Source organism: Aureimonas sp. Leaf324, from assembly GCF_001423245.1.
GTDB lineage: Bacteria > Pseudomonadota > Alphaproteobacteria > Rhizobiales > Rhizobiaceae > Aureimonas.
In genome coordinates this window covers 581,990-608,110 of record NZ_LMOH01000012.1, presented here as the reverse complement: position 1 = coordinate 608,110, position 26,121 = coordinate 581,990, and the positions used below count along the sequence as shown (strand labels likewise).

General features: G+C 64.7%; 17 protein-coding genes and 1 tRNA gene. 10 read left to right on the top strand and 8 right to left on the bottom strand.

Translation table 11 applies throughout. From position 1 onward, the window contains the following. Positions 1–102 precede the first annotated feature (102 nt). The 6 genes from ASF65_RS10435 to ASF65_RS10410 all read left to right on the top strand — a co-directional run bounded on the left by ASF65_RS10435 (position 103) and on the right by ASF65_RS10410 (position 7,141). Positions 103–543, top strand: a complete 441-nt coding sequence (locus ASF65_RS10435) for a hypothetical protein (protein WP_055888610.1) — start codon at positions 103–105, stop codon at positions 541–543. Then, positions 543–3,035 carry an AAA family ATPase gene (locus tag ASF65_RS10430; RefSeq protein WP_055888608.1) on the top strand — a complete coding sequence of 831 codons (2,493 nt, stop codon included), beginning with the start codon at positions 543–545 and terminating at the stop codon, positions 3,033–3,035. Before ASF65_RS10435 ends, ASF65_RS10430 begins: the two co-directional genes overlap by 1 nt. Beyond that, positions 3,032–3,358, top strand: coding sequence for a DUF6634 family protein (locus ASF65_RS10425; protein WP_156369247.1), 327 nt, complete (start codon positions 3,032–3,034; stop codon positions 3,356–3,358). The genes ASF65_RS10430 and ASF65_RS10425 overlap by 4 nt, the downstream gene beginning before the upstream one ends. A 941-nt stretch (positions 3,359–4,299) precedes the next feature. After that, positions 4,300–5,757 (top strand): hypothetical protein, encoded by a 1,458-nt coding sequence (locus ASF65_RS10420; RefSeq protein WP_055888604.1) that lies wholly within the window; start codon positions 4,300–4,302, stop codon positions 5,755–5,757. Positions 5,758–5,931: 174 nt separating this feature from the next. Next, complete coding sequence (locus tag ASF65_RS10415) at positions 5,932–6,246, top strand: hypothetical protein (protein WP_055888601.1); 315 nt, start codon at positions 5,932–5,934, stop codon at positions 6,244–6,246. Between the two features lie 79 nt (positions 6,247–6,325). Next, positions 6,326–7,141 (top strand): IS5 family transposase, encoded by an 816-nt coding sequence (locus tag ASF65_RS10410; protein WP_244486612.1) that lies wholly within the window; start codon positions 6,326–6,328, stop codon positions 7,139–7,141. A gap of 715 nt (positions 7,142–7,856) precedes the next feature. Here the strand turns inward: ASF65_RS10410 and ASF65_RS10405 are convergent. The 6 genes from ASF65_RS10405 to ASF65_RS10380 form a co-directional block, all read right to left on the bottom strand. Beyond that, positions 7,857–11,360, bottom strand: coding sequence for a DEAD/DEAH box helicase (locus ASF65_RS10405; protein ID WP_055888600.1), 3,504 nt, complete (start codon positions 11,358–11,360; stop codon positions 7,857–7,859). After that, positions 11,347–12,129, bottom strand: a complete 783-nt coding sequence (locus ASF65_RS10400; protein WP_055888598.1) for a DUF1837 domain-containing protein — start codon at positions 12,127–12,129, stop codon at positions 11,347–11,349. Before ASF65_RS10400 ends, ASF65_RS10405 begins: the two co-directional genes overlap by 14 nt. 465 nt (positions 12,130–12,594) lie before the next feature. Further along, positions 12,595–14,034 (bottom strand): hypothetical protein, encoded by a 1,440-nt coding sequence (locus ASF65_RS10395; RefSeq protein WP_156369246.1) that lies wholly within the window; start codon positions 14,032–14,034, stop codon positions 12,595–12,597. Continuing rightward, complete coding sequence (locus ASF65_RS10390) at positions 14,028–15,662, bottom strand: VPA1262 family N-terminal domain-containing protein (protein ID WP_055888593.1); 1,635 nt, start codon at positions 15,660–15,662, stop codon at positions 14,028–14,030. Before ASF65_RS10390 ends, ASF65_RS10395 begins: the two co-directional genes overlap by 7 nt. Before the next feature lie 413 nt (positions 15,663–16,075). Next, the gene (locus ASF65_RS10385; RefSeq protein ID WP_055888592.1) at positions 16,076–18,238 is read right to left on the bottom strand and encodes a DUF6538 domain-containing protein; all 2,163 of its coding nucleotides are present in this window, start codon (positions 18,236–18,238) and stop codon (positions 16,076–16,078) included. 145 nt (positions 18,239–18,383) lie between these two features. Continuing rightward, positions 18,384–18,457, bottom strand: a tRNA-Gln gene (locus tag ASF65_RS10380). Positions 18,458–18,728: 271 nt separating this feature from the next. Here ASF65_RS10380 and ASF65_RS10375 point away from each other — a divergent pair. Together ASF65_RS10375 and ASF65_RS10370 are read left to right on the top strand one after the other, a co-directional pair. Then, positions 18,729–20,234: a Ppx/GppA phosphatase family protein gene (locus tag ASF65_RS10375; RefSeq protein ID WP_244486611.1), complete on the top strand. Its 1,506-nt coding sequence runs from the start codon at positions 18,729–18,731 to the stop codon at positions 20,232–20,234. Beyond that, on the top strand, positions 20,234–20,983 hold the full coding sequence (locus ASF65_RS10370) for an RlmE family RNA methyltransferase (protein WP_055888589.1): 750 nt from the start codon (positions 20,234–20,236) through the stop codon (positions 20,981–20,983). The genes ASF65_RS10375 and ASF65_RS10370 overlap by 1 nt, the downstream gene beginning before the upstream one ends. A gap of 4 nt (positions 20,984–20,987) precedes the next feature. On the opposite strand, the gene ASF65_RS10365 is transcribed toward ASF65_RS10370, so the two are convergent. Then, positions 20,988–22,376, bottom strand: a complete 1,389-nt coding sequence (locus tag ASF65_RS10365; RefSeq protein ID WP_055888587.1) for an MFS transporter — start codon at positions 22,374–22,376, stop codon at positions 20,988–20,990. A gap of 181 nt (positions 22,377–22,557) precedes the next feature. On the opposite strand from ASF65_RS10365, the gene ASF65_RS10360 reads away from it, so the two are divergent. Continuing rightward, positions 22,558–23,556: an MBL fold metallo-hydrolase gene (locus ASF65_RS10360; protein ID WP_055889112.1), complete on the top strand. Its 999-nt coding sequence runs from the start codon at positions 22,558–22,560 to the stop codon at positions 23,554–23,556. A gap of 110 nt (positions 23,557–23,666) precedes the next feature. Next, positions 23,667–25,172: an IMP dehydrogenase gene (guaB, locus tag ASF65_RS10355; RefSeq protein WP_055888585.1), complete on the top strand. Its 1,506-nt coding sequence runs from the start codon at positions 23,667–23,669 to the stop codon at positions 25,170–25,172. On the opposite strand, the gene ASF65_RS10350 is transcribed toward guaB, so the two are convergent. Beyond that, entirely contained in the window at positions 25,151–26,062 is a 912-nt protein-coding gene (locus ASF65_RS10350) for a LysR substrate-binding domain-containing protein (protein ID WP_055888583.1), read from the bottom strand. The genes guaB and ASF65_RS10350 overlap by 22 nt on opposite strands. Between the last annotated feature and the right edge of the window lie 59 nt (positions 26,063–26,121).

The window sequence follows — 26,121 nt, the reverse complement described above, 5'->3', positions numbered from 1 at the left end:
TCCGGGTCCGCAGCCTCCATCCATTCTTCCTTCAACTTCGCCGCAGCCGCCGGATGCGCTGGCGCGGCGCACGGGAAAGCCATGTCCATGCCGAACCCATCCATGCCCACCGCACAGAACGTCTCGTCCTCCGGCACGCCGCGTCCGGATCGTGGGACGAACGTCATCACCCTTCGCTCCAGCACCGCGTTTGGCGCCATTCCGTGCTCGTCGCTCATCCCGTTCACTCAGACGGACGTGGCTCTGCCCGGCTCGGACGCCGTGCACGGGGAGCACGCCTTCACGCCAACCGGGACTGAGGACACGGCCGTGCTGGTCGGGCTCTGCTTGTGGACGGCGCGCCAGCACGAGGGCTATCTCGAGCGGGCGCGCGTCGCCAACGACGGCCGCACCCTGCACCGCTACCCCGCGATCCTCGTCGAGACGCTCGAGCGCCACGCCGACGCCGGGGACCCGACCTGCCGCCTCGTCATCGACTGGCTGGCGAGGAAAGGTCTCATCGAGACGGCCATCCAGCGTTCCTCCGGCCAGGGAACTGCCTGATGACGGGGGTGAAGCACGCGCGCGGGTCGCGCAAGGAAGCGTCGCAGAAGGGGTCGGCGCCGTCGTCGATCCCGGCCTTCGCCGTCAGCGACGAGCCTGCCGTCGCCGAAAGCGTCGCGACACTTCTTCTCGTCGAGCGGGCACTGAAGCAGGGCGGCCTGGACGTCGGTGGTCTCGGCGCGCTGCTGGGTCGTCCTGACCCGGTCGTGATCCTTCAAGCCGAGGCGCAGGGCTTTGCGTCGTCCGCGCTGCGCCTTCTCGAGGGCGCAGCGATCCTGCCCGGACGCGCCCAGACGGTTGACGTCAGCTACATGCGGCCGGATGGCCACGTGCGTTTCTCCAACGAGGCGGACATCGGCTGGCGCATCGTGACGATGCTGCGGGAAGCGGACGGCGACGATCCCGAAGGCGAAGATGAGCGAGTCCTGCGCGCTCGGATCGCCAACGTGGCCCGCTGCGGGCATCCACTCCTGGTGCTTGCAGAGACGGCGGCGCTGCCGCCCTTGCTGTCGATGGTGTCCGACCGTGTGTTGCAAGCCGGGTGCCTCGACCAAGAGATCATCGCCGGGACGGCGGCCCGGGTTGGCAGGCACGGTCTTGCAACGGTTGAGGCTGCCTTCTCGGCACATCCGTTCGATCCGATGCACCTGTCCCTTGCCGACCTTTCGGTCGCAATCCGGCCTGGCATGTCGATCGACCGAATGGTGATGGCGTTGGTCCACCTCGCGGCGTCGGGAAAGGAGGACAAGGATCCGAGCGGCGAGGACGAAGGTGGAGGCGGAGGCCTCGGACGTCCGGGCGACGGCTGGTCCAAGTCGCAAGATTCCCGCGACGGCCGCTCAGGCAGCCTGTCCGCCGGCGACAGGGATCGGCAGGCCAAGACACGCAAAGAAAAGGATGGTCGCGGCTCGGAGCGATCGTCCGCTGCCTCGTCGGCCGGATGCCACCTCGTCCTGCCGGAAGCACCGAACGGCTATTGTCATCTCGATGTCGAGACGCTTGCGGGCTACGGTGCGGCGCGAGGCTGGGCGCTGGACCTCAAGGCCGATCTGACGCTGTGGCGGGCAGGGGCCTTGCCCTGGGATCAGCTTAGCTCACGGCTGCTTCTGTCGGGGCCGCCCGGCACAGGCAAGACCACGTTCGCCCGCGCGCTTTGCGACAGCCTGGAACTGCCGCTTTACGTCACGTCGGTCTCGACGTGGCTGCAAGCGAGCTATCTTGGCGCCGTCATCAAACAGATGAGTGAGGCATTCGAGACGGCTCGCCGTAACGCCCCCTCGATCCTCTTCATCGATGAGTGCGACGGTATCGGCAAACGCCAGCCGCAGGACCGTGAGTTCGCCGACTACTGGAACGCGCTCGTCAACAAGTTGCTGGAGCTGATGGACGGCGCGGCCAGATCGGAAGGTGTCATCATTGTCGGTGCGACCAACAGACCGGAAGCGATGGACGAGGCGCTGAAGCGCTCCGGTCGATGGGAAACACAGATTACCATCCCGCTGCCAGACCGCGAGGCGTTGGCAGGAATCCTGTCGCACCATCTCGGCGAGGACGCGGAGGCTGTCGTCGCCTCCGCACCGGGCGCAGCACGCAGTCCAACAGGCGATTCCATGCCCGATCGAACGAAGATTCTTGATGCTCTGGCGCGGCAGGCCGTCGGGCGCAGCGGTGCGGATATCGAGCGCTTGGTTCGGGAAGCGCGCGGCCGGGCGCGGCGGGAAGGGCGCAGCCTGGTCCATGCGGATTTGGAAGAAAGCCTTGCCGCAGGACGTCCGATGCGGTCGCGGAACCTGCGCTATCGCATGGCCGTCCACGAGGCTGGCCACGCACTGGTTCGCAGGGCGCTGAAGCTCGGCACCGAGATTGGTTTGACCATCGAGGCGGTGAGCGGCGGCTTCGCCGAAGCAGAGATTGATCTCGACGTCGTGCAGTCGCCGGACTGGGTGATGGCGATGATCGCGATGCATCTGGCTGGACGAGCTGCGGAGACGGTCGTCTTCGGCGACGCTTCGATCGGCTCTGGCGGACCGCCGACGAGCGATCTTGCGAAATCAACGCGCCTGGCCTCCTCCATGGAACTCGAGTTCGGCTTTGGCTTGAACCTGCCGCTACTCTACCGCTCGGTCGAGAATGCCGAGCTTCTGCTCCTGCGCGAGGATGCGTTGAAGGCCGCGGTCCATGCCCGGCTCGAAGCGGCCTTTGCCTTGGCCAAGCGTACAATCGAGGGAGACCGAGCCAGCCTGCTGCGCCTTGCCGACGCGTTAGCCGAAGCAGGGAGCCTGAACGCCGCCGAGATTGTTGCCGTCTTCAATGCGGAAGGGGTGGGCAAAGCCGTCCGCGCCAACACCGAAGCTGCGGGCGCGACGGACTGCCCCACCGCGTCCGACGCCAACGGTCCGGAAACGGCGTTCAACCCATCGATCATCGACTCTTCCACCGATCCTGGCGCCACCGTCGCGGCGACGCCATCAACGGACATCGATCTCGCATGAGCATTATCATTATGCCAAACGGCACCGCCCTCCATATGGAGGAGGAGCTGCACCTCCTGACCGAACTCCAGCGTGACATCGCCCGTATCGACCGAGGACCGCATCCGACGATGCGCGACCTTGCCGACGCGCCGCTCCTAGAGAACTGGGCGCTCGGCATGCGGATGCAGCCCTGCCTGACGGGGGTGGTCGAGGGCCATCCCAAACTGCGGTCGGGCGCCCGGACGGCCACGTCGCAGCTTCATCTCTTCGCGCCGCATCACGGCTATGCCCGGACGCTGAGCCGCTTCTACCGCCTCGGACGACCCGCCACTGAAGATTGACGAGCCGCGCCGAACGGAGCGGCAAGCGGAGGGTAAGGGGAGGCTGGGCGCGAACCGTCCAGCCTCCCGCAGCCATCTTCACCAGCGCGACGTTGATCGAAGGTCGCGAGTGTTCTCCCTTCATCAGGACGTGCCCGCAACGTATCGCCCCTCCCTGGCGACGTTATCCAACTCAGTTCATGTTGCGGATTGCCGTTCCGGACCCCTTGGCAATCGTTGCGCAGTTCGAAGCCCGCGTTGCCAAGCGCTGGACTTTCGATTCATTCCCGCCGTCGCCATCGGCGCTGAAAGGTCGCTGGGCCTGTTCTCGTTGTATCGAGTGCCTGCGCTTTGAAACGATGCGAGGTGACGCGACATGAGTTGCGCCTTATCGTTGCGAAGCTCTGTGCCAACGTTGCAGAGCCGTGGCTTCACGTTGCAAAGGGTGTGGCCCCCGTTTTAATGATCTGAACAAGTGATTCGCGCGCAAACGCCGTTGGCGTCGATCCCCGTTCGTTGACGTCATCAAGCTTACCAAGCATGTCCGGAACACCGTCGGAAATAAATTCCGGAGTGCGAAAAGAGCCGCCCGGAATTTTACATTCCGACAACTTCTGACCGTGAAATGGCGGCAATTGATGACTTCCGCGAAGGCGTTCGGCGTCGACCTGCCGATCGAGGGGCAGGTGTCAACCGTGTCCGAAATCTATGCGGCGGCCTCCAGAGCACTTTGCGGAGGCGGAAAATAAAATCAGCATCTTGAGTTCGTTAGCATAAGTCTACTAATAACGCAAAGAGTCGTAAATAGATCGCCTAGCAATCCTGAAATTAATAAACAACCCAAAATAATCTGTAAAGAATCAAAGTATAGAGCGTTTTATATCGATTAGGCGAGCTATTGATACTGTGGTAAACTGGCTTAGTTGCCTTCATTCCGAATGCGACGACTTTAAGGAGTGGCCATGACCACCGAGAACGACATGCCGAACACGTTCGGCGAAGACAACGAGACGAACGCGGCCGCGGCCGCAGCCGCCCAGGCGAGCGCCGTAGGCGACGCGGGCGACGCGGGCCACACGCGCGCACGAGAGAAGAAGACGCGCCGCCCGAAGAGGGTAAAGAAGGTCACCCGCGGCAAGGCAGCAGCCAAGGCGCCGAAGGAGCCCAAGGAGAAGGCGAAAGCGAAGCCGAAGAAGGTCGCCTTCGACATCGACGCCCTCGCGCCGGAGGTGCGCGCAATCGTGGAAGAGAGCGCAGCCATCGTCGAGGCGATCGGGCGCAAGACCACCAAGAACGTCTTCGACCTGGGGGCGGCCTTCGCGGTCATGCAAGAGGCGATCCCCGACCTCGACCACTGGAAGGCGGCCGTCGTCCAGCGCTGCCGGACGAGCTGGAAGTTCGCGGACAACTGGGCGAAGGTCCACACGCTCTTCGGCGAGCGGCGCGCGGAGTTCATCCAGCACCAGGTGACGCCGACCGTCCTCATCCACCTGATCCCGGCGAGCGCCGGGCACGTCGACCACGTCCTAGCCTCCTTCGCCGCGGGCCAGCCGATGAAGGTCGCCGAGGTGAAGGTCCTCGTGAAGAGCGACACCGCGGTCGTGGGCGAAGCCGGATCCGAAAGGAAGGGCGGGGCCAAGGGCTTGCGCGCCTTTGGGGCCGCCAAGCTCGCGCGGCAGGGGAAGAGCGTCACGGACGGGTTGAAGGCAATCCGGCAGGTGCTCGGCTCATCGCTGAAAGCGGCCGGACGCAAGCGGCTGGAGAAAGGCAAGCTCGCCAAGGAGCTCGTGCCCGTCGCCCGGCAGACGCACCGCGAGCTGACGGAGATGCTCTGCGACATCGACCCCGCCTCGCTCGGCGGCGGACAGGCGGTGCGGCACCTGCCGTTGGAAGACACGGGCTGGGCGGCGGTGTTGCGCCTGCTCAACCGACTGGCCTCAGCCGAGGCCTGGCCGGACGCCACAGACGTGAAGGACTGGATCGGCGGCGAGATCGCCGAGGTCCTCGCCTTCGCGCTCGACGGCGTCGAGTGCAGCGCATCGGGCAACGACGGCGAGGCGGCGGAGGTCGCGGACGAAACCGACGGCGAACTCCACGCGGTCGCCGACAACGGCTCGGCGGACGACGGCGCCCAAGTCGTCCTCGAAAAGTCGGAAGGCAGGCAGCCGGACGAGACGACGGCAGTAGAGGCAGCGTCCGAAGTCGCCGAACGCCCGGTTGACGGCGCCGAGGCGAGCTTGACGGTGACCGACTCGGCGGCGGCGAAGCCCGGACCGTCGAGCGAGGCCGCGGCGGCGCCGAAGTTCCGGCAGTTCCAGCCGAACCGCCGCACGATCATCCCGGGCCTCCTCTCGGCCGACCCGTCGATGCCGACCGGGCGCCCGAACGCCGCACCTGGTACCCACGGCACGGCGCGCTGATCGTCCTTCGCCATCCGGTTCCGCCGTCAGCGCACGGCGGAACCGCAAACCCTTCGCCTTCCTCTTCCCGATGGGCTACCCATGACCGACATGAGTTCCACCACGCTGACGCCAACCCGACCGAAAGCACCAAGACGTGCGAAGCCCGTCGACGCGACTCCCAAGCCGGAGCGGTTGGCCCGGCTTCAGCGCCAAGCTGAGTACCAGCGCGTCTATCGCGCCGAACAAAAGCGCCGGAAGATCCCGTCGCGTGACGACGCCGCCCGGGTCGCCCTGCACTGGTTCATCACGCTGATGATCGAGAACGGCAACGAGACCGGGCTCGGCCACATCCATCGCGAGATCGTCCGGCGGCTAGTCGAGCTCGGCTTTGATGCTAGCGGCGCCGATCGCCGCGTCAGCGATCTCATCGACCGCTACGAGGACGGCTGGACCTTCCAGTCGAAGCCGCACCTTCGGGCGACAGACGCAGCGGACGGCGGTCTCTAAGAGCCCGTCCGGAAACGGTTGAGTGGCTGGCATCGGGCTGATTCCGTGGAGGTGTTCGAAGCCTTCCTCGGAACCAGGCATGTGGACGCCAGCCACCCGCGCGCAGCATAACAGAGACCATCTTCGCTATTCGAGCGACCTGACCGACGCCGAGTGGGCGCCGATCGAACCCGTTCTGCCGAAGACGGCCGTGACCGGCAGACCTCGGGCTTGGCCGATGCGCGAGATCGTCAACGCGGTTCTGTTCATCCTGCGTTCCGGCTGCCCGTGGCGCATGTTGCCGGACCATTTCCCGCCGCGCAGCACGGTCTGGGACTGGTTCCGCCGGTTCCGTGACGAGCGCCTGTTCGAGGGCCTCGGCCATCGGCTGGTTCTGGCCGATAGGGAGCGATGCGGCCGCCATGCCTCACCCAGCGCGGCGGTCATGGACAGTCAGACCGCCCGGACCTGCGAGAGAGTGGCGGGCCGCGCGGCTACGATGGCGCCAAGCGCATCGTCGGTCGCAAAACGCCATGCCTTGGTCGATACCGACGGCCAATTGCTTGCGCTCGTCGTCGGCGCAGCCTCGGTCCAAGATCGTGACGGCGCCGGTCCACTTGCCCGCGCATCACGTAACCGCTTTCCCTTCGTCGAGCGCATCTTCGCTGATCGAGGCTATCAAGGTGAAAGGGTTCGCCAGACCAGCCCGGTGCCGGTCGAGATTGTGCGACCAAGGCCTGGCCAAATCGGCTTCGCCGTCCAGCCAAGGCGCTGGGTTGTCGAGAGAACCTTCGCTTGGCTCGGACGTAATCGGCGGCTCTGGAAGGACGCAGAGGCAACGATCGCCTCGTCGACCGCTTTCCTTCACGCCGCCGCAGCAAACGTCCTTATCCGACGGATCGCCTCAGCAGAATGACTTTCCGGACGGACTCTAAGATGTTCGTCTGCCGACCGGAACGGCCTTGCAGCCTGGCTGGTCGTCTCCCTCGCTCGGGTCATCCAAGGGCAGGCCGACGCCTTCCAAAACGAATGGCAACCTCCGGCGTTCAGGCGTCGAAAGGGGTAGAGGCCCCCATGACTTCCTCAAACGCCGTTTGCCGTTGCAACGACCATCCAGAACTCGAGATCGCCCTCAGCACGGCACTGGCAGAACGTCGGAAATCATTTCCAGGAAGCCTTCTGCCGCTCGCGAGGCCGGGCTCAGTACGACTTTCCGCCTGTCATACCGGTTTGCGGTACAGGATCGCCGGCAAGGACCTGTCGCGTTAGGGATGTTCGTCGCTGATTGGGACTTTCCGAAATGGGCGGGTCGGCGCTTTGTAGGTATGGGTATAGGGCAACTTCAAGCAAGGTGATCAAACGTCGGCTTCGCGCCCCTTCCAGACGTCAGAGCTTCATTGGCCGATGTCCAAAAGCCGACCTTGCTCTGGATACCGGCCGGGTAATCGCCAGCGATCCTTTTGACTCGGGCGTGTGGCGGAGCCTCAGGCACTCGCACAGCATGGCCACGCTCCTGTTTATCCCTCTAGTATACCGGGGATGCTCGAACCGGGATCGATTGTGATCTGGGATCTTTGACCTTCTTGATGAACTTCCATCCCGTGAGCAAATAGGACGATGCTATATCCGCATCACGCATCGGCACGGGGCCAACGCAGTTTTCCGCGACCGACCCGCAAGGAGTCAACGAGCCTAGTATTGCCCGGCAGCCGGCCCGAAAATATGCTAGGCTTGGGATCAACAGCCGGCTTCTTGAACGGAGCGACCCGTTGATAGTCGGGCGTTTCCAGCCAAGTCCGACCATCACCCTCGTCGGTGACAATCCGATAAAGGCCGGCAGGCGGGGCAACCTCAATGTCGAGTAGGCGCTGGTAGTGCTCGATCGACCACTTCTGAATGCTGCCGCTGAGTGCTTCGGTCCGAAAGCGCGCCCACAGCGCGGCCGTATCGGGCGTCGGCCAGTCGCCAGCATCCGTGTACGCCGTGATCTCATCGGATTCGAGCCAAACCCGCATTTCGGCGGGCGTAACAAAGATAGGCTTGGCTCCGTTGATCGCCGCCCTGGCTGCGCGCCTCGAGGGGAGGCCTGCGCGAATCAGCATTGCCATCATAAATTGAGGAACGCCCGTTTCGACCGTAGAGGCGGCACCGCCAGCCACTGTCTCCGGTGACCAGCCAAGGGACATGCGTCGGGTTCTAACGGCTTCGAGCGCCCAAACTAGGCGATAGGTAAAAGCCTCTTCAACCGCTCGCATGTTCTGCGGCCCGATTTTTACGACTTCCTCGCCGGATACCCAACTGTGTAGGATGATCTTCCAGTTCGCCGGAAGTGCATTTGCCTTGTCGGGAATGAAAGGCCGCATAAAGAGCAGCCTTTCGCCAAGGCCACCGAGCGCATCGACGAGTTCGTCGACCTCGCCGCTTAATGCAGCTTGGTCTGCTCGATCGATCAGCTCGTTCAGTCCATCGGCCATGGCATCAATTGCAAGGCCAGCTTCAAGGCCGACACCCATGGCGAAATGTCCGCGTCGCGCCTGCGCCGTTGTAGTTTTCCAGATGAGGTCGGCGCGTGCCTCAAACACCTTCTTGTGCAACGGGGCGATATCGTCATCCTCACGGGCAATCTGGCGAGCCCACAGCGATCCTTTAAGCGCTTCGTCGAGGAGGTTCGGAAGATCGGCGCGATCGGCGTCAAGCGCTTCAATCAAGCCGAAAACAGTCGCGTCAAGGCGTTCAACAATTTGCGAAAGCGGCTCCTCATCGATGGTTTCTTCCTCATCGCCGCTGTCTTCTTCGTCACTGTCATCCTCGTCACCGTAGTCCACGGCTGCGGCTAGGCGCTGGGCAACTGCGGCTTCTTCTTCGGGAGATCTCCACGCTTCGCGGGAGTTGGCGAGATACTCCCACGCATCATCGCGATCGAGGACACCCTCGCGCGACAGGCGTTCGAGGATCTGGGCAACAATCTGGATAAGGCCGCTCTTCAACGTGCGGGCTTTGGCGGACGCGACCAGCTTTCTCCATTCCTTCTTTCGCCAGTCGATGTTGTCGAACATGACGTGGACAATGAGGCCTTCGACGTCCACGAACGCGCGCCCAGCGCGGCCGGCAACATTTGCGAACTCCTCGCCTTTGATCTTTTCAGCGGCCCTGTACAAAGCGGGCACCAGCAGCACGGCGGCATTCAAATTAAGGCCTTGCGAAAGCGTTGGCGAGGCGACGATAACCTTAAGTACGCCCTCGGATAGAAGAGTCTCCAGCTCACGCAGAAACGGGCTCGGTAGCCGGCCATGGTGGATGGCTACGCCCTGCTTCAAGCAAGCGACGGCGGGATGGTCTTCCCCAAGCCACTCATTGCCAACCTCCAAGGCGCGTGCGATCGACGCTCCGTTTTCCAGCAGAGAACCCAGATAGCCACGCTTGCAAAGATCCACGACCTGTTTGCCGTAGCTCTCGACCCAGTTCGCCTGCGTGGAGAAGATCAATGTCCGTTTGCCTTGGCTCGCAAATTCCCACGCTGCAAACAGGGCAAGGTGTGAGTTCTTGCGCGGATAGGGTCTCTTCTCTCTTCCGAGTGCCGGTTTCTCCGCGACAAACTTATCGAGGAACGGGCCATCCTCGTCGAGGTCTAGTCGGAGCAGTGCGTCCTTTCCCCTCCAAGTGAGCGCACCGAACCGCTGTCGCGTAGGACGCCAGTCAGAACGCACTGGCTCACCCGGTTCGTCGGAACGAATCCAGGCGGTGAGATCGTCCAGCTCGTCACCGCTTGGCAAGATAGCGGACAGACATACGATCCGGCGGTTCGCGGCATCCGCGCGCCGAAGCAGACGTTGCACGAGCGTCTCGTAACGGATTTCACGTTCACTCGGACCGATCATGTGCCCCTCGTCGAGGACGATCAGTCCGACATTGTCGATCAGATTAGGATCGCTTCTCAGCGCGAAATCGAGCTTTTCTGGCGTAGCAATGATGATCTCGCGTGTCCGCAAGGCGTCTTCATCACCAGCAGAGAGACCACTGGCACCGTAAAGTGACGATACACTAAAGCCGAGAGGCGCGAAGGTCTTTCGGAATGACCGCTCGGTCTGCGCCGATAAGGCACGCAATGGCGTGACGATCAACACCCTGCGCGCCAACGACAAAGTCATCAGCGCGGCGATTTCCGCTACCCGCGTCTTGCCGGCGCTCGTCGGTAAGGCAACGACCAAGTCGTCAGTGACGTTTGTGGAACGTTGAGCCGCTTCGCGCTGAGATGGCCATAGTTCCACCTCAGAAGTCTTTCGGGCGTAGAGCGATGATATGAACAGCCGGCGCAAATTGGGGTAATTTTCTTCCGTCCCCTCAGGCGGTTCGTCGGGCAGGTTTTGGTGCAGTGAGTGCTGCCACAGATCGTCGATCAGGTGACGACAGAGATTGGATATCCACCACAGCGGCACATTCTCGGCGTTATCCGCCAGTCTGACTGCGGTGCCAAGCAGGCTCCGCGCGATCTCGATCGGATCGGGCTCGCCCGTCTCCAGCGCAAAGTCAAAATGCGCCAGTGCTCGGCAGATCGTGGTGTTGAGAATGGTCGATAGCACTTCGTCGACGTCGGGCTCCTCGTCTGTCAGCGCCGCCGCAATCTGTTCGTCGCCATGAGCCTCGTCGTTCAACCAATCCCGAACGAAGCCGCGCAATTCGCCTAGATCGCGCAGGATCAAGTGCCGGATCGCCTTTTCTCCCGGCGAGGCGTTAAGGTCATCATCGGCCTCGCTGAAGAGCGAATACGCAACGGCCGAAAAGCCGGCCAGGTGATAGGCTGCGGCAGCGATGGTGCGGCGGAAGCCACGATCAGGAGCTTCCGAGTTTCCGTTGCGTACCAGCGCTTCGAAGGCGTTTGCGGCGCGCTCGAAAGCCTTGTTCGTCAGATCCGAAGTTCCGGCCTGAGCGCGCAACGCCATGGCACCTCGAAGAACAGCGAAGCCGTGTTCTGCGAGATCGGTTTCGATCGTTGCACCGAGGGGCGGCGCGTTCGGCGGCAGCACGCCCTCCTCGCGCATCAACGACCACGCCGCACCTCGATAAAGTAGCCTCCCAAGGATGCCGTCGACTGTCGCCGTGGCCAAAAAGGCGGTCAATTCGTCAGTCGTCTCCAAGGTTTTCCGCCTCCTGGTACATGGCCGCGATGAAGTCCTGGTGATCTTTGACGTGGAGGTTCACAACGTAATGGTCGCGGTTGGTGCCAGTGGCGTCGAGATCGTCTTTCAGTGAGGCGTGGGGGCCGTTGCCTGACACGGTGAAGAGCATATGGTCGATGCGATCCGCACGAAGGGATTTTACCCCGACTTCATCGCGGAGACTGCGGCCCAATTCGTTGTCGCCGGGGTCGGCGCTTTCCAGCAGGCGATTGGCTACGAACAATAGGGAGTCTGGCGTGCAGCGGCCGTTGTCGCGATTGAGCACCTTTCGAGCGCTCGTGACCGTGGTCTTGCCAAGCACCATGTTGCTTTTGGCTTCGCCTTTCAGCAGCCTAAGCTTTTTACTAGCTCCATCGTAGCCCGCTCCAATAAAGTCGTCCCCGCGCATGGCCATGTTGCGGCCGTCCTTGTAGCGGAGGCGGCGCACGGGAACTCGCAGGCCAATCTCTTCCTCCACCAACTCGGTTGCGAGTATCTCGCCGAGATCGCCGGAACGCCCCTTGGGCGTCTGTGGCATCGCCTCGCTGAGGATCTTGGCCGCTACCTTATAGCCAAGCCGAGCAACATCCTCAGCGATACGTTCGAGCCGGTCGTAGTGAAAGCGAATGGTCTCGGCGAGGTCATCCCGGATGTCATCCCGGCCGACGTCCTTCTCGACATAGGTCCAGTAGCGCCTGCGCTTGTCCTCTTCTTTGGTGGATTCGCACCACCGCTCGTACAGCCCCATACGCACCTCAATCGATCAGCCGTGGGTTTATTGGGTCGCAGTCCGCCCTCCGCCGAGCTGCCATAGCACGTTCACAGATTGAAGGTATGCAACCACAGATTCTTGCCGACAGCTTATCAAGTCGCCAGCCTTGGTTGACTGATCCCGAGTTGCCGGATTGTGTTGGATTGTGCCGCATCCGATCGTACAGGGTCGTTTTCAATAGCGCGGCCAGCGATATCCTGAACCGTATCAAACGATCTGATCGCTCTTTTTTTGAACCAATTCCATGGGACAGCAGGAGGGTGCCCGAGCGGTCAAGATTGTCGTCAGCAAAACGGCAGCTATCGGCAACGGGGATGCAGAAGCGGACAGGCTGCTTTCGGCCCACTGTGGAACTGGAAATAATTTCTGGGCAGGGTGGTTTTCAGACCGTCCGCTTTCGGGAATGCGGTGCGAAAAGCGGATCGGCAGTTCAGCAGCTTATCAGGTTGAAATCTGGCGGTCGCTCCAGCGATATTTTTTTTGGAGGAACTCGTCAGTTGCTGCCGCCGGAAGCTCAACAGCAGGACCCGGCAGCCAGTCGGCGTCGCCTGCTGATCGACGTATCGCGTGGGATAGAACCTGATACCGAGAGACCAATCGGACGAAGCCCGAGACGGCCGAACTCAGCGAGGCGTGCCATTGCATGTCCAAAGTACGCAGATCGTCCACGAAGGTCTGTTCAAGATCGGCTAGCGACTTTTGCGGCTGGCTCTCGACGAGCCAGCCGACCACGCCGTAGTCCAATGCGCTCCGAGAAAGAGAGGTGAGGTTCTGCTCCTGGTTCCTCGCGAAATCCCAGGCCTCCCATCTTTCGAAAGCTGCCCGCCAGAGCGCACGTCGCCGGCCGGCACCGGCCCGCGCCCGAAATACAGACAGGCAGTGCGTGACGTTCTCCCGGATATCGGTATCCGACGTGCTCAATGAGATGCTGTCGATATAGGCCTGGAGCGCGGGTTCATCGCTGCGAGCCAGAGCCAGACCGAAAGCGGCCTGCATATGGGGATGGCGTATGGGGTAGCGATTGCACACAGTGAGCCAGCGTGGCCACTCGTTCGCGTCCTTAGCCAGAACGATCAGCAGGTTCCGGAGTGCCACTTCCTCCTGAGGCAGGAGCGGGCGCACCTCCCGGTAGGCGATGCGTTCCAGCGCTGCGAACCGGGCATAGCCATTCCGGCTGGCGGCCGCGAGGCGAAGGGCGTCTGCGAGTGGCAATGGCGCCATGAGAAGATGGCCATGCAACCAGCCCTCGCTTTTGTCGGCCAGGCGAACCAAGCGTGGCCAATCGAGAAACGAGAGCGCCAATGTTGCTTGTCCCGCACCCAGATCAGGAAGGGGAAGCTGTTTGAAGGCTTGGGCACGCTCTCTCAGTTCCGTCCAGTCCTGCGTCCGTTCAGCCTCCTGCATGGCCTGCAGATGTTCGCGCTCCCAGAGCGGCGCGTTTTCAGGAACCTGTGTCTGCGGCGCTCGTCTGCGTAGCACGATCTCAAGCGCCGCGATCGTGAGGCGGCATCCTTGAAGGCGAGGCCGCGCCGCCTCCCAGAAACCCCCATGCCAGTTCCAGGCCGCCGCAGATGCCAACGCCGCCTCAATCCGCAAGCCCGACCGTTCATGATGCGGGTCCCAATCGGCGAGCGTCTTCACGGTCCAGCCGAGACGTCTCGCCAGATGGAGCGTTTCATCAGCCGCGAAGCGTGGCGAGGTGGTAAGTGCGCGCGGAACGTCACCGAGGTCCGCTTGGGCCGCCGCCGCTAGGCGTTCAACCATCAGGTCGGCGTTCTCCGCCTCCAACTCCGAGATCACGCCTTCGATGACGGTTGGAGCGACGACTTCTCCGTCCCACACATCAATGAGACGCCGGATCGTTGACGCGCCTGTCACCAAGACCTCCACACGACGTGTTGCGGCTCGTCCAAGGCCGCCCAAAGGTCCTCGAACGCCCCGGCTACCATGGCGGGGTTCGACACCCGCTGCAGGATGTGATGGGCTTTCCCAAGACTGTTGACCGAGGTTCCGAGCGACCAAGCCCGTGGGCCATCGCGCAGGTTCGGGAAGATCAGGAAGCGATCGTGGAAGTGCCAGCCCTTCGGCCCTCGGCGGGTCCTGTACTCAAGGCGTAGCCCTTCCCGATTTCCGGCATCGCGCTCGAAGACGACTCTCTGCCGATCCGGAAAGGGGGGATTCAGTGCAGCCGGTTCTTCCGGGGTTGAGCATTCTTGCGTGGCATCGCGAGGGGGATCGCGACCGTCCGTCAAAGCACGCAGGGGTGCGTTGCTGTGGCAGCAGAAGAACAGCGTACGGAGGAGGTCTTCGGCAGAAAGGTATGGGTCCCAGAGATCTACCCCGGTGTGGCCGTGCCTGTTGATGAGGAAGCGGAGGTCGGCCAGAGCCCGATCCTGTTCGTCAGTCGAGTTAATCTGGGGGCGGTACTGAACGAAGTCGCGGGTCGCCTCGAGCCGGCGCCTCTCCTCAAGGTCCTGTCGGCGACCGAGCCAGAAATTTGCGTCCTGACCGGCCGACGTGCCAACGAAGCTGGTCGTTGTTTCCGTGAGCTCCACGCGCTCGGCAACGGGCTGACCTCTTACGTTGGGCACATTAAAAATACGCGGTTCGTGCTGACTCACGTGCATCCCAAGCGCGATTTGCTTGAGGGTCGACGTCGAGGCCGTCGCTCCAACCAAAATGCCTCCTTCGTCCCAGATCTCCGTTTCCAGAGGTTGACGGTGATTATCGACGGGCAGTCGGACGCTGTCCGTGAAACGTTCGCTGACCGCCGCCCCAGTTAGAAGCTCGTCCCATCGGGTGCGGGCGGCTGTCGCTAAAGGACGCCGTGCGGCACCGCTGCGCCATGCCACCGCAACGTCGGAATGCACCGCGCCGCGGGGCGCTGTAACGCTTGGCACCAGGATCGTGACGGGAAGCTGAATCAGTACATCGCCTAGAAGATCTGCGAGGCCAGCAAAGGTGATTGGCACGCCAACTGAAACGGCATCAGAGAGTCTCTGCAGCCGTCGCCGGTCGGCGAAGAAGGGGGCAAAGGGGGTCTTTTCCTGGTCCGTGAGCCGGAACACATGCGATCCTGCCCAGAAGTTGTTCTTCAGAACGCTATTGAGCGGAACCGGCACCGTTCCGTCTGGCGGTGCGAACATAGCGGGCTCCGGGCGCAAGGTGCCCGTCCCGAGCGTGCGCCCGCTTAGGGTCCACTCTCCCGAGACAGCGAGCGTTGCCAAGGCCTGATCGAGGGCAGCGACCGGCCGGAACGTGCGCATGACGCCAAACGACCAATCCTTGAAGCCGTCAATCCGTCCAATCCGCTCAGTGAGGCGCTCCGCCTGTTCTGCATCTCCGACCGCGGAGCGACCTTCCGACAGCACGGCGACGGACAGGACGTTAATTGTCGCCCCTCCACGTGGCGTTCCGATCACTTCGATCAGCTCGATGTGGTCGAACTCACCTATGCGGCCGGGGGTTAGAAGGCAGCTCAACTCTGCTCGGAGCTTCTCGAAGGTCACGGTCGCTCTAGGCTCCTTTTCCTGATGCGCGCTTACGCTGCGGTCGTAGCCCGACCTACGTGCCCGCCGTTTCAAGCCCGTGCAGAGCCTTACCTTTGGACGCAATCGAAACATTCGCCCGACGGGCTTGCAACTAAAACTAGTGTCTAGATTTGCAACTAGGCTTTGCTTTAACCGATGTCCGGTGCGCAGAAGCTGCCGAAGGATGCCGAAGGATGCCGAAGTATGCCGAAGGATGCCGAAGGGCAGTGATGAAAGTGCGTTACCGTCGCGTCGGAGCCAAGCCTAACGTCTGCTTTGGGGAGCGGCCAATGAACGGATCAAGGGCCAATTTGGGTCGATAGCGGAATCGCAACTGTCTGCTACATCGCGTCGGAAGCGGACAGGCCGCTTCCAGTCCGCTTGGCCGGAAATTATTTCCGAAACCGATCTCCCGGCTTCTTGCCCGCCCAGGGCGGCAGTTCCTTGTTCTCGACCCATGGCAGGAGGCGCATCGGGCGCGCCTCGAGGTGCCCGGTGATGACCGGGTACTTTTCGAGCTGCTCCTTGATCAACGGAAGTCCGGCGACGTTCGTGTAGCGCAGCGCCGTTTCAGACTCGCCGAGACGCCCCGCGATGTCGCTGATGATCGCAGTGTCGACGCCCGCTTGCTTCATCGTGTCCGAAAATCCGTGCCGGAGGGCATGGATCGAGCGTTTCCACAGATCGGAGGAGAAATGCGGCGAGGCTTTCACGATCGGAATGAAGTCCTTGTAGAAGCGGTCGCCGGGATCGTTCGTCTTCAGCAGCGGCGAGAACAGCTCGGGAAAGAGCTGGCGATAGCCCATCTTCCGGATCGTCTCGACGTAATCGAGGAAGCCGAGGCGCATCAGCTCTGGCGGCACAGGCAGGAGGCGATCCGACTGGGCATTCTTGATGCTGCGGTGAACGTTGGCGCGGATGTGAATGGCGGGACCGTGCTGCGTGTCGAGCACGTCGCTCGTTTCCAGGCCTGCAAACTCATTGCGACGGGCGCCGAGATAGGCGAACAGCATCGGTAGGTAGTAGACGCCGCCGTGGAATACCGCATCTCCCGGAACATGGCGGTTTGTAGCGTCTCGACATCCCATGAAGATCGGAAGGTCGAAGATCGGCCGCACTTGGTCGGGCGAAGGCTTTTCCTGCGCCAACCGGATCGCGCCCGCCTTCGGCTTGCGGGGCCGAAGGCTTTTCAGCGACCAATCCGCCACGGCGTAGCCGCTTGCCCTGACATGATTGAGGAACGTGTCGAGATTGCCCAGGTGCTTGCGGATGGTTGCCGCCGAAAGGCCGACCTTGGGTGGTGCTTCACCGCGCCGTTCGGCACGCGCGATCTCATGGGCCGCAAAGGCGCGAAGCGCTGCGGGCTTCATGATGCGCAGCCGTGAGCTCTGTCCGTAGCGCGTCGGAATGAGGTTCAGATGCTGGCGCAGAGCCGCCACGTGCTGCTGGCCGATCTCACCGGAATGCGAGACGCCGTTCTCCTCCAGGATGTCACGGAACATCCGCACGAGCATTCGCACGTCACTGGCGGTGGCAGGGGTCCAGTTGTCACGATTGTTGCGGGCGAGTGCCTCATACGACGCTTCGAACGCCTCGAGATGCAGGACCCGGCCAGCGGGAGCAGCTTCGGGTTCGGGACGTTCAGCAGTGCGTGTCTCAATTGGAGGCACTGTCGGCGGAACCGCCTCTGCCACTTCGTCGTCTGATGTCGGCTCAACGGGAAGGGCGCTTTTCTCCTCATCCTCCGCGACGCTGAGTTCCGGTTCATGCTGATCCCGGACGTATGTCTCTGCCGTCGTATCGTCAGATCCTGCTTCGTCCGCGCTGTCTGCGGTAAAGACGAGGCTGGCGCGCTCCTCCTCGGGCAGCGTCGTCGCGACGAGGGCATTCTGCTTGCGGTCAATCATCGGCCAGCGTTCGGCGACGTTGAGAAGCGCATCGGCTTTCGCGCGATACAGTTCCATCTTCGCCCGTTCGCGATTGGCCAGCGTGTCGGTGAGGCCGACGTCAGCCATCTGCTCACGGACCGCACGGTCGAAAACGGGGCTGCGGCCTTCCGCCTGTTCGGCGCGGAACGTCTCAGCGATCGTCGCGACATGCGGCTCGGGGATACCGTGGCGCAGAAGCATGGACCTGCCTGGACAGTCCGCCTCGAAGCTGAGGGCGCGCGTCGTTCCGAAGAGCTGAATCAGGCGGTACGCCCAGCCGACCTCGATGTCGGCTTCCATCTCGCGGACGTCGTCGACGCCACCGCTTCGCCGAACCGCGAAGGCGATGTCGTCGAGATGTGCCGTCATGCGCTCGATCTCGGCGCGGAAGAGCTGGTCGAGCTGGTCCTTCGTTGTCATCGCGGCGGTCGGTCTCACGGTCAGGTCGGCGAGCAGCGTGTTGAGCCGCCGCGCCATGTAGGCCGCTTTGTGATGGTCGGACAACCGAAGTGAGAAGGAGAGGCGGGCTTGCCGCGGCACCTTGCCGAAGCGCGTCGGCACGCGAGCGCGCCAGTAGAAGGTGTGGCCGCGCCGTTCGAGATTGCTTGTGTCATGCCGAGTCGCCACCGACCGGATCCCTTGAGCCGCGAGCCCAGGAGACGCCGATGGGCATCACCTGTGGGCTACAGGTTTGGGCACATCGCGTGGCGAAGAGGCCGAGAGGATTCTCAGCCACCAAAAAGAAAAGCGATTACAATGACTTGAGATAAGCTGGCTGGGGAACCTGGATTCGAACCAAGACTAGCGGAGTCAGAGTCCGCTGTTCTACCCTTAAACTATTCCCCAGCACGTGCCGCTTGCGCGGCGGAAGCGGTGGTCTCGGTGACCCTCGTTCCGTGAGCGGTCAGATAGGCGATTTGCGATCGGGCGTCAACCGTCTTGCGACGCCCAGTAGACGCTCGCTTCCTTTGAGGCGAAAGCATGGTGGGTGCGCGGGTTTCGTGGGATGAACCCGGTTGCGCCTTGTGCATTGTGGCCGGTCGGCTACACTCCGGGCAACGACATTGGCCCTCGCCGGGCCTTGGAGCGCCTTCGTGGCCGGCTCCGGAGACAACATGTGATCCATGACCAGCATCAAGGCCGAACACCCGTCAGGCATCTAGGCAGCCATCTTTCGAACGTTCTCGGCAGGCCTTCGGGCGAAAGCCATCAGGGGCCGGCCGAAACACTGGCACCCGCATCCCAGCGCACCGAACCGGGCGCTGCGAGGGATGGCGCGCCGAAGGACGGCCAGAAGCTGTCCAAGCGCCAGCGCCGGCGTCGACGGAAGGGGCCGCCCCCGCTCGCCGCGGACCGTGCGACGCTCGCCCTGCACGATCTTCCGCCGAGCCTCAGCGCCAAGCTCACCGAGGCCGAGCGGGCTCTGCGGGCGCGCAGCGGCGCGGACGAGGCGCCGCCCGCGGCGAAAGGGCGACGTCGACGGCGCGGCCGTGGGCGTGGCGGCGTCGCCGCGGCCGCGGTTGCGGCGACGCACGCGGCGGCGATGTCGACGGGCATGGCCAAGCCGGCCCCGGCGCGCCGCATCGATCGCGCGGAAGGCGATGCCGCGCGCATTCCGACCTATGCGGCGCTCGATCTCGGCACCAACAACTGCCGCCTCCTGATCGCGACGCCGACGCGCCCCGGCCAGTTCCGCGTGATCGACGCGTTCTCGCGCATCGTGCGGCTCGGCGAAGGGCTGGGGCGGACGGGAAGCCTCGCGGCCGGTGCGATGGACCGCGCCGTCGCCGCGCTCGAAATCTGCAGCCAGAAGCTGTCGGCGCGCGAGATTTCCGGCGCCCGGCTGATCGCGACCGAGGCCTGCCGGTCGGCGGCCAACGGCGCCGAGTTCATCGAGCGCGTCCAGCGCGACACCGGTCTCGCGCTGGAGATCGTCACGCGCGAGACCGAGGCGCGGCTCGCCGTGTCCGGCTGCGGCTCGCTGGTCGACCGCTCGGCCAAGGGCGCCGTTCTCTTCGATATCGGCGGCGGCTCGACCGAGATCGCGCTCCTCGACCTCCGGCGCGGCGCGAGCCGGCGCCTGTCGAACCACATCGTCGCCTGGACCTCGCTGCCCGTCGGCGTCGTGACGCTGGCCGAGCGCCATGGCGGGCGCGACGTGCCGCCCGAGGTCTTCGAGCGGATGATCCGCGAGGTGGAGGAGATGATCGCCGGCTTTCCCGGCGCGGGGAAGCTCGACGATCTCGTGGGCGGCGAGGGGTTCCATCTCCTCGGCACGTCCGGAACGGTCACGACGCTGGCCGGCGTCCAGCTCGAACTGGAGCGCTACGACCGCCGGCAGGTCGACGGGCTCTGGCTCGCCTCCGCCGATATCGACCGGCTGGTCGGCAGGATCGCCGGCTGGAGCTTCGAGGAGCGCGTCGCCAATCCCTGCATCGGCTCGGAACGCGCCGACCTCGTTCTGGCGGGCTGTGCGATCCTCGAGGCGATCCGCCGGGTCTGGCCGGCCCGCACCTTGCGCGTCGCCGACCGCGGCCTGCGCGAGGGGCTTCTGACGGAAATGATGGTGGCGGACGGCGTCTGGCGGCGCCCGGCGCCCACGAATGCAAGGCAGACGGTCTGATGGCGAGTTCGGGACGGGGTGACGACCGGGGCCTGGCGGTCCGGGTCAAGAAGAAGCGCGGCCTCAAGGCCTCCTCGCGCGAGTGGCTGCAGCGCCAGCTGAACGACCCCTATGTCCGCCGGTCGAAGATCGACGGCTACCGCTCGCGCGCGGCCTACAAACTCTCCGAGATCGACGACCGCTACAAGCTTCTGCAGAAGGGCATGCGGATCGTGGACCTCGGGGCCGCCCCTGGCGGCTGGTGCCAGATCGCCGTGGAGCGCACCGCCAACACGCCGGAGGAGGCGCATGTCGTCGGCATCGACTACCTGCCGGTCGATCCGATCCAGGGCGCGACGATCCTGGAACTCGACTTTCTCGACGAGACGGCGCCAGATCGTCTGCTCGAGGCGCTCGGCGGCGACCCCGACATCGTCTTGTCCGACATGGCGGCGCCCACCACCGGCCATCGACGCACCGACCACCTGCGCACGATGCACCTGTGCGAGGTCGCGGCGGATTTTGCCGTTCGCACCCTGAAGCCCGGCGGCCATTTCCTGACGAAGACCTTCCAGGGGGGCACCGAAGGCGAGCTTCTCGCCATGCTGAAGAAGAACTTCCGCACGGTTCACCACGTCAAGCCGCCGGCTTCGCGCGAGGGATCGGTGGAGCTCTACCTCCTCGCCAAGGGCTTCAAGGGTCGGCGCGCCGAGGCCGATGGGGACGCCGAGGCGATCGAGGGCGACGGCGAGGCCGGGCCGCTCGGCTGATACGCTATTCGGCTGGCACCCGCCGGCCGGCCAGCTCCGCCCCGGCCTCGCGCGACAGGCGCATGAACGGGATCGCGGCGAGCATCGTCACCAGCCCGACCGCGAGGAACGCGACCGAGAAGTCGGCGAGCGTCGCATGACCCGTGCCGTTGAGGACGATGCCGGCCTCGAGGATGCCGCCGGCGGTCGCCACGCCCCCCGCGATCGCGACCTGCTGGAAGGCGGCGAGCATCGACGTTGCATCCCCGGATCGGTTCTGCGGCACGTCGGCGAAGGCGATCGTGTTGGTGCCGGTGAAGAACATCGAGCGGAAGAAGCCGCCGATCAGCATCAGCACGATGAGGACGGCGATCGGAACGACGGGCCGGTAGAAGGCGATGGCGCCGATCAGCGCGCCGCCGACCAGCGCCGAGAGAACGAGGGTCGGGCGGAAGCCGAAGCGCTTGAGGATCGGCTTGATCAGAGCCTTGGTGGTCATCGCGCCGCCGATCGACACGGCGCTGACGAGGCCGGACTGGAAGGCCGAGTAGCCGAAACCGAGCTGCAGCATCAGCGGAAACAGGAAGGGCGTCGCGCCGGCCCCGATGCGGAACAGCGAGCCGCCGATCACCGAGGCGCGCAGCGTCGCGATCCGCAGGAGATCGAGCCGCACCACCGGGTGCTCGGTCCGGCGCGAATGCCTGATGTAGAGAACGGCAAAGACGGCGCCGATCACGGTCGTCGCCAGCCCGACCGCCGGGGGCAGGGCGGGGAGCGACACCACCGACAGGCCGAAGACGACGCCGGCGCAGGCAAGGCCCGACAGCGCGAAGCCGATCCAGTCGAAGGTGACGTCGCGCATCGGCTCGACCCGCGGCAGGAAGCGCTGCGCGAGCGCCATGCCGACGAAGCCGACCGGGATGTTGATGAAGAAGATCCAGCGCCAGTCGGCATAGGTCGAGATGAAGCCGCCGAGCGGCGGGCCGATCAGCGGGCCGACGAGGGCCGGCATCGTGAACCACGCCATCGCGCTGACGAGATCGGAGCGCGGCACCGCCCGCACGAGGAGGAGGCGCCCGACCGGCGTCATCATCGCCCCGCCCATCCCTTGCACGAAGCGCGCGACCACGAAGCCTTCCAGCGAGGTGGCGAAGCCGCAGGCGAGCGAGCCGGCAAGGAAGACGCCGATCGCCGTCTGGAACACAGGCTTGGCGCCGAACCGGTCGGCCATGCGTCCCGAGATCGGGATGAACACCGCGAGCGCCACGTAGTAGCTGGTCAGCGCGAGCTTGAGCGCGATTGGGCTCGTGCCGATGTCGCGGGCGATCGTCGCGAGCGAGGTCGCGATCACCGTCGAATCGATGTTCTCCATGAACAGCGCGACGGCGAGGACAAGGGGAACGATGCGCTTCACGAGAAGCCCCGGACGTCGGAGGTGGGACGGATCGCGCGGGATATAAGTCGAACTTAAAGATGGCGCCAGCCGTCGGGGGCGGCGGTTCGCCGCTCGGCGCTATCCGAGCCTTGTGAATGCGGGCCCGTCGCCCATGTTCACGTTTGTCCCGCACCCCAAGATCGAACGTGAGGTTCATCCGATGCCCGACGTCTTCGAAGTCAATCGCCGCAACGCGCTGCTCCTTGCCGCCGGTGGCGTCGCCGGAACGCTGGGCAGCCGTCCTGCCGCTGCGCAAGGATCGACCATGGAAACCACGAGCGACACCCATCCGCTGGCGCCCGGCTGGCGGCGCTTCAAGATCGGCGACGCCGAGGTCACCGTGATCCTCGACGGCATCCGGCCGGGCGAGGGGCCGTTCCCGACCTTCGGCGAGGACCAGAGCCAGGAGGCGGTCGGCGCGCTGATGCAGGAAAACCTCCTGCCGCCGCAGCGCTTCGTCAACTTCTTCCAGCCGGTGATGATCCGCCTCGGCGACGAGCTGGTGCTGGTCGATACGGGCATGGGCGCCAACGGACGGGCCAACGGCATGGGCCTCCTCACCCAGCGCATGGGACAGGCGGGCCTGGCGCCCGGCGACGTCACGCTCGTCGTGCTGACACACCTTCACGGCGACCACATCGGCGGCCTGATGGAGAATGGGGCCCCGGTGTTCGCCAACGCGCGCTATGCGATCGGCCGCACCGAAATGGAGTTCTGGACCTCGGACGAGGCGAAGAACGGCCAGCGCGCCGACAATGCCAAGGCCGTCGAGGCGATGGTCGTGCCGCTGAAGGAGAAGACGACGCTGCTCGGCGACGGCGATCAGGTCGTGCCGGGCCTCACCGCGCGCGCCGCCTTCGGGCACACGCCGGGCATGATGGCGTTCGAGCTGTCGTCGGCCGGCCAGCGCCTGTTCCTGATGGCGGACACGTTCAGCCAGTTCGTCGTCTCGTTCCAGAAGCCGGACTGGCAGGTCCGCTTCGACCAGAACAAGACGGCCGCGGCGCAGACCCGCCGGCAATACGCCGCGATGCTGGCCGACCAGAGGGTGCCGTTCCTCGGCTACCACCTGCCGTTTCCGGGCCTCGGCTATGTCGAGAAGGATGGCGACGCCTATCGCTTCGTGCCGGAGACTTACCAGCTTCTGGCGGGCGGCTGAGCCGCCGGGGCACCGGCTTTTCTTTGACGGGACCTCGTGCTACGAGCCCGTGCCAATCCTCAATACGCCGGCGTCCCAAGGGGCGCCGGCATTCATTTTAAGGACTGGCCATGGCCCGCATCATCGAGACCGCGACCGGCACGCTCGCTCTGACCTTCGACGACGTGCTGCTGCAGCCCGGCCATTCCGAGGTCATGCCGGGGCAGGTGGACGTGAAGACGCGCATCACGCGCAGCCTCCACCTCAACATCCCGATCCTTTCGGCGGCCATGGACACGGTTACCGAGTCGCGCCTTGCCATCGCGATGGCGCAGGCGGGCGGCATCGGCGTGATCCACCGCAACCTCACCCCGGCCGAGCAGGCCGAAGAGGTGCGGCAGGTCAAAAAGTTCGAATCCGGCATGGTCGTGAACCCGGTCACGATCGGCCCCGACGCGACGCTCGGCGACGCGCGGGCCCTGATGCAGGCGCATCGCATCTCCGGCATCCCCGTGGTCGAGAACGCCGGGCGCGGTGGGCAGACCAAGGGGCGCCTCGTCGGCATCCTCACCAACCGCGACGTGCGCTTCGCCTCCGACGACCGGCAGAAGATCTTCGAGCTCATGACGCGCGAGAACCTCGTCACGGTGCGCGACAACGTCGACCAGGGCGAGGCCAAGCGCCTTCTCCACAAGCACCGCATCGAGAAGCTGCTCGTCGTGGACGGCGAGGGCCACTGCATCGGCCTCATCACCGTCAAGGACATCGAGAAGTCGCAGCTGAACCCCAACGCCGCCAAGGACGCGCAGGGACGTCTTCTGGCGGCCGCCGCGATCAGCGTCGGCGACGACGGGTTCGAGCGCGCCGAGCGCCTGATCGAGGCGGGCATCGACCTCATCGTGGTGGACACCGCGCACGGCCATTCGCAGCGGGTGCTCGACGCCGTGACGCGCGTCAAGAAGCTGTCGAACGGATGCCAGGTCGTCGCCGGCAACGTGGCGACGCCGGGCGGCGCGCAGGCGCTGATCGAAGCGGGCGCCGACGGCATCAAGGTCGGCATCGGGCCGGGCTCGATCTGCACGACGCGCATCGTCGCGGGCGTCGGCGTGCCGCAGCTGTCGGCCGTGATGGATTCCGTCGCCGTGGCCGAGAAGGCCGGCGTGCCGGTGATCGCCGACGGCGGCATCAAGTATTCCGGCGACCTCGCGAAGGCCCTGGCGGCCGGCGCGTCGGCGGTCATGGTCGGCTCGCTTCTGGCCGGCACCGAGGAGAGCCCCGGCGAGGTGTATCTCCACCAGGGCCGCTCGTTCAAAGCCTATCGCGGCATGGGCTCGGTCGGGGCGATGGCGCGCGGCTCGGCCGACCGATACTTCCAGGCCGAGGTGCGCGACACCCTGAAGCTCGTGCCGGAGGGCATCGAGGGGCAGGTCGCCTACAAAGGCGCCGTCGGCGCGGTCCTCCACCAGCTGACCGGGGGCCTTCGCGCCGCCATGGGCTACACGGGCGCGGCGACGCTCGAGGAGTTCCGCGACAAGGCGACCTTCGTGCGCATCTCCAACGCAGGGCTTCGCGAGAGCCATGCCCACGACGTCACGATCACCCGCGAGAGCCCGAACTATCCGGGCTTCGGCGCCTGAGCCTCGAAGAGGCAGGCGCGGATGATCTCGGCCAGCCGCTCGAAGTCCGAGCGGCGGCCTGACGACGAGCGATAGGCGAGAACGAGGGTCCGCGAAGGCGCGGGCTCGCGAAACGGCAGAAAGGCGATGCCGCCGGCGCGACCCTCCGCCTCCACGGCGGAGGCGGGCGCGAGCGTCACGCCGAGCCCGCCCGCCACCATGCGCATCAAGGTGTTGAGGCTGGTCGCGCCGAGGCTCGCCAAGTCGCGTGCCTCGGCGATACGGCAGACGTCGAGCGCCTGGTCGCGCAGGCAGTGCCCCTCTTCCAGTAGGATCAGCCGCTCGCCGCCGAGCGCCTCGGGCGACACGGGAACGCGGATGCGTGCGGCGGCGGTCTCCGGCACCGCCAGGAGGAACGGCTCCTCGCCAAGACGGATCGTCTCGACGCCCTTGCGCTCGACGGGCAGCGCCTGCACCACGCAGTCGAGTTCGCCACGCGACAACTCGTCGGCGAGTTGCGCGGTGACGTTCTCGCGAACGCCGACCGCAAGGCGCGGAAACGATCGCGTCAATTCGGCGAGCAGCCCCGGCAGGAGATAGGGCGCGAGCGAGGCGATGATGCCGAGGCGCAGCTGCCCGACGAGAAGCTCGTCGCCGGCCCGTGCGAGCGCCTCGAGATCTCGAACCTCGGCGAGGATCCGCCGCACCCGTCGCGCAACCGTATCGCCCTCCGGCGTCAGCGAGACCCCGCTCGGCCGCCGCTCGAAGAGGGTCGCCCCGAAGTCGGCCTCCATCTGCGCGATCTGCGCCGACAGCGCCGGCTGCGAGATGTTGAGACGCTTGGCCGCCCGCCCGAAATGCAGCGTCTCGGCGAGGGCCTCGAAATAGCGGAACTGGCGGAACGTGAACATCGCGATCGGATAAACTGATCGGAAGGCCCGGTAAATACGATTGGAAACTATCGCGGGAA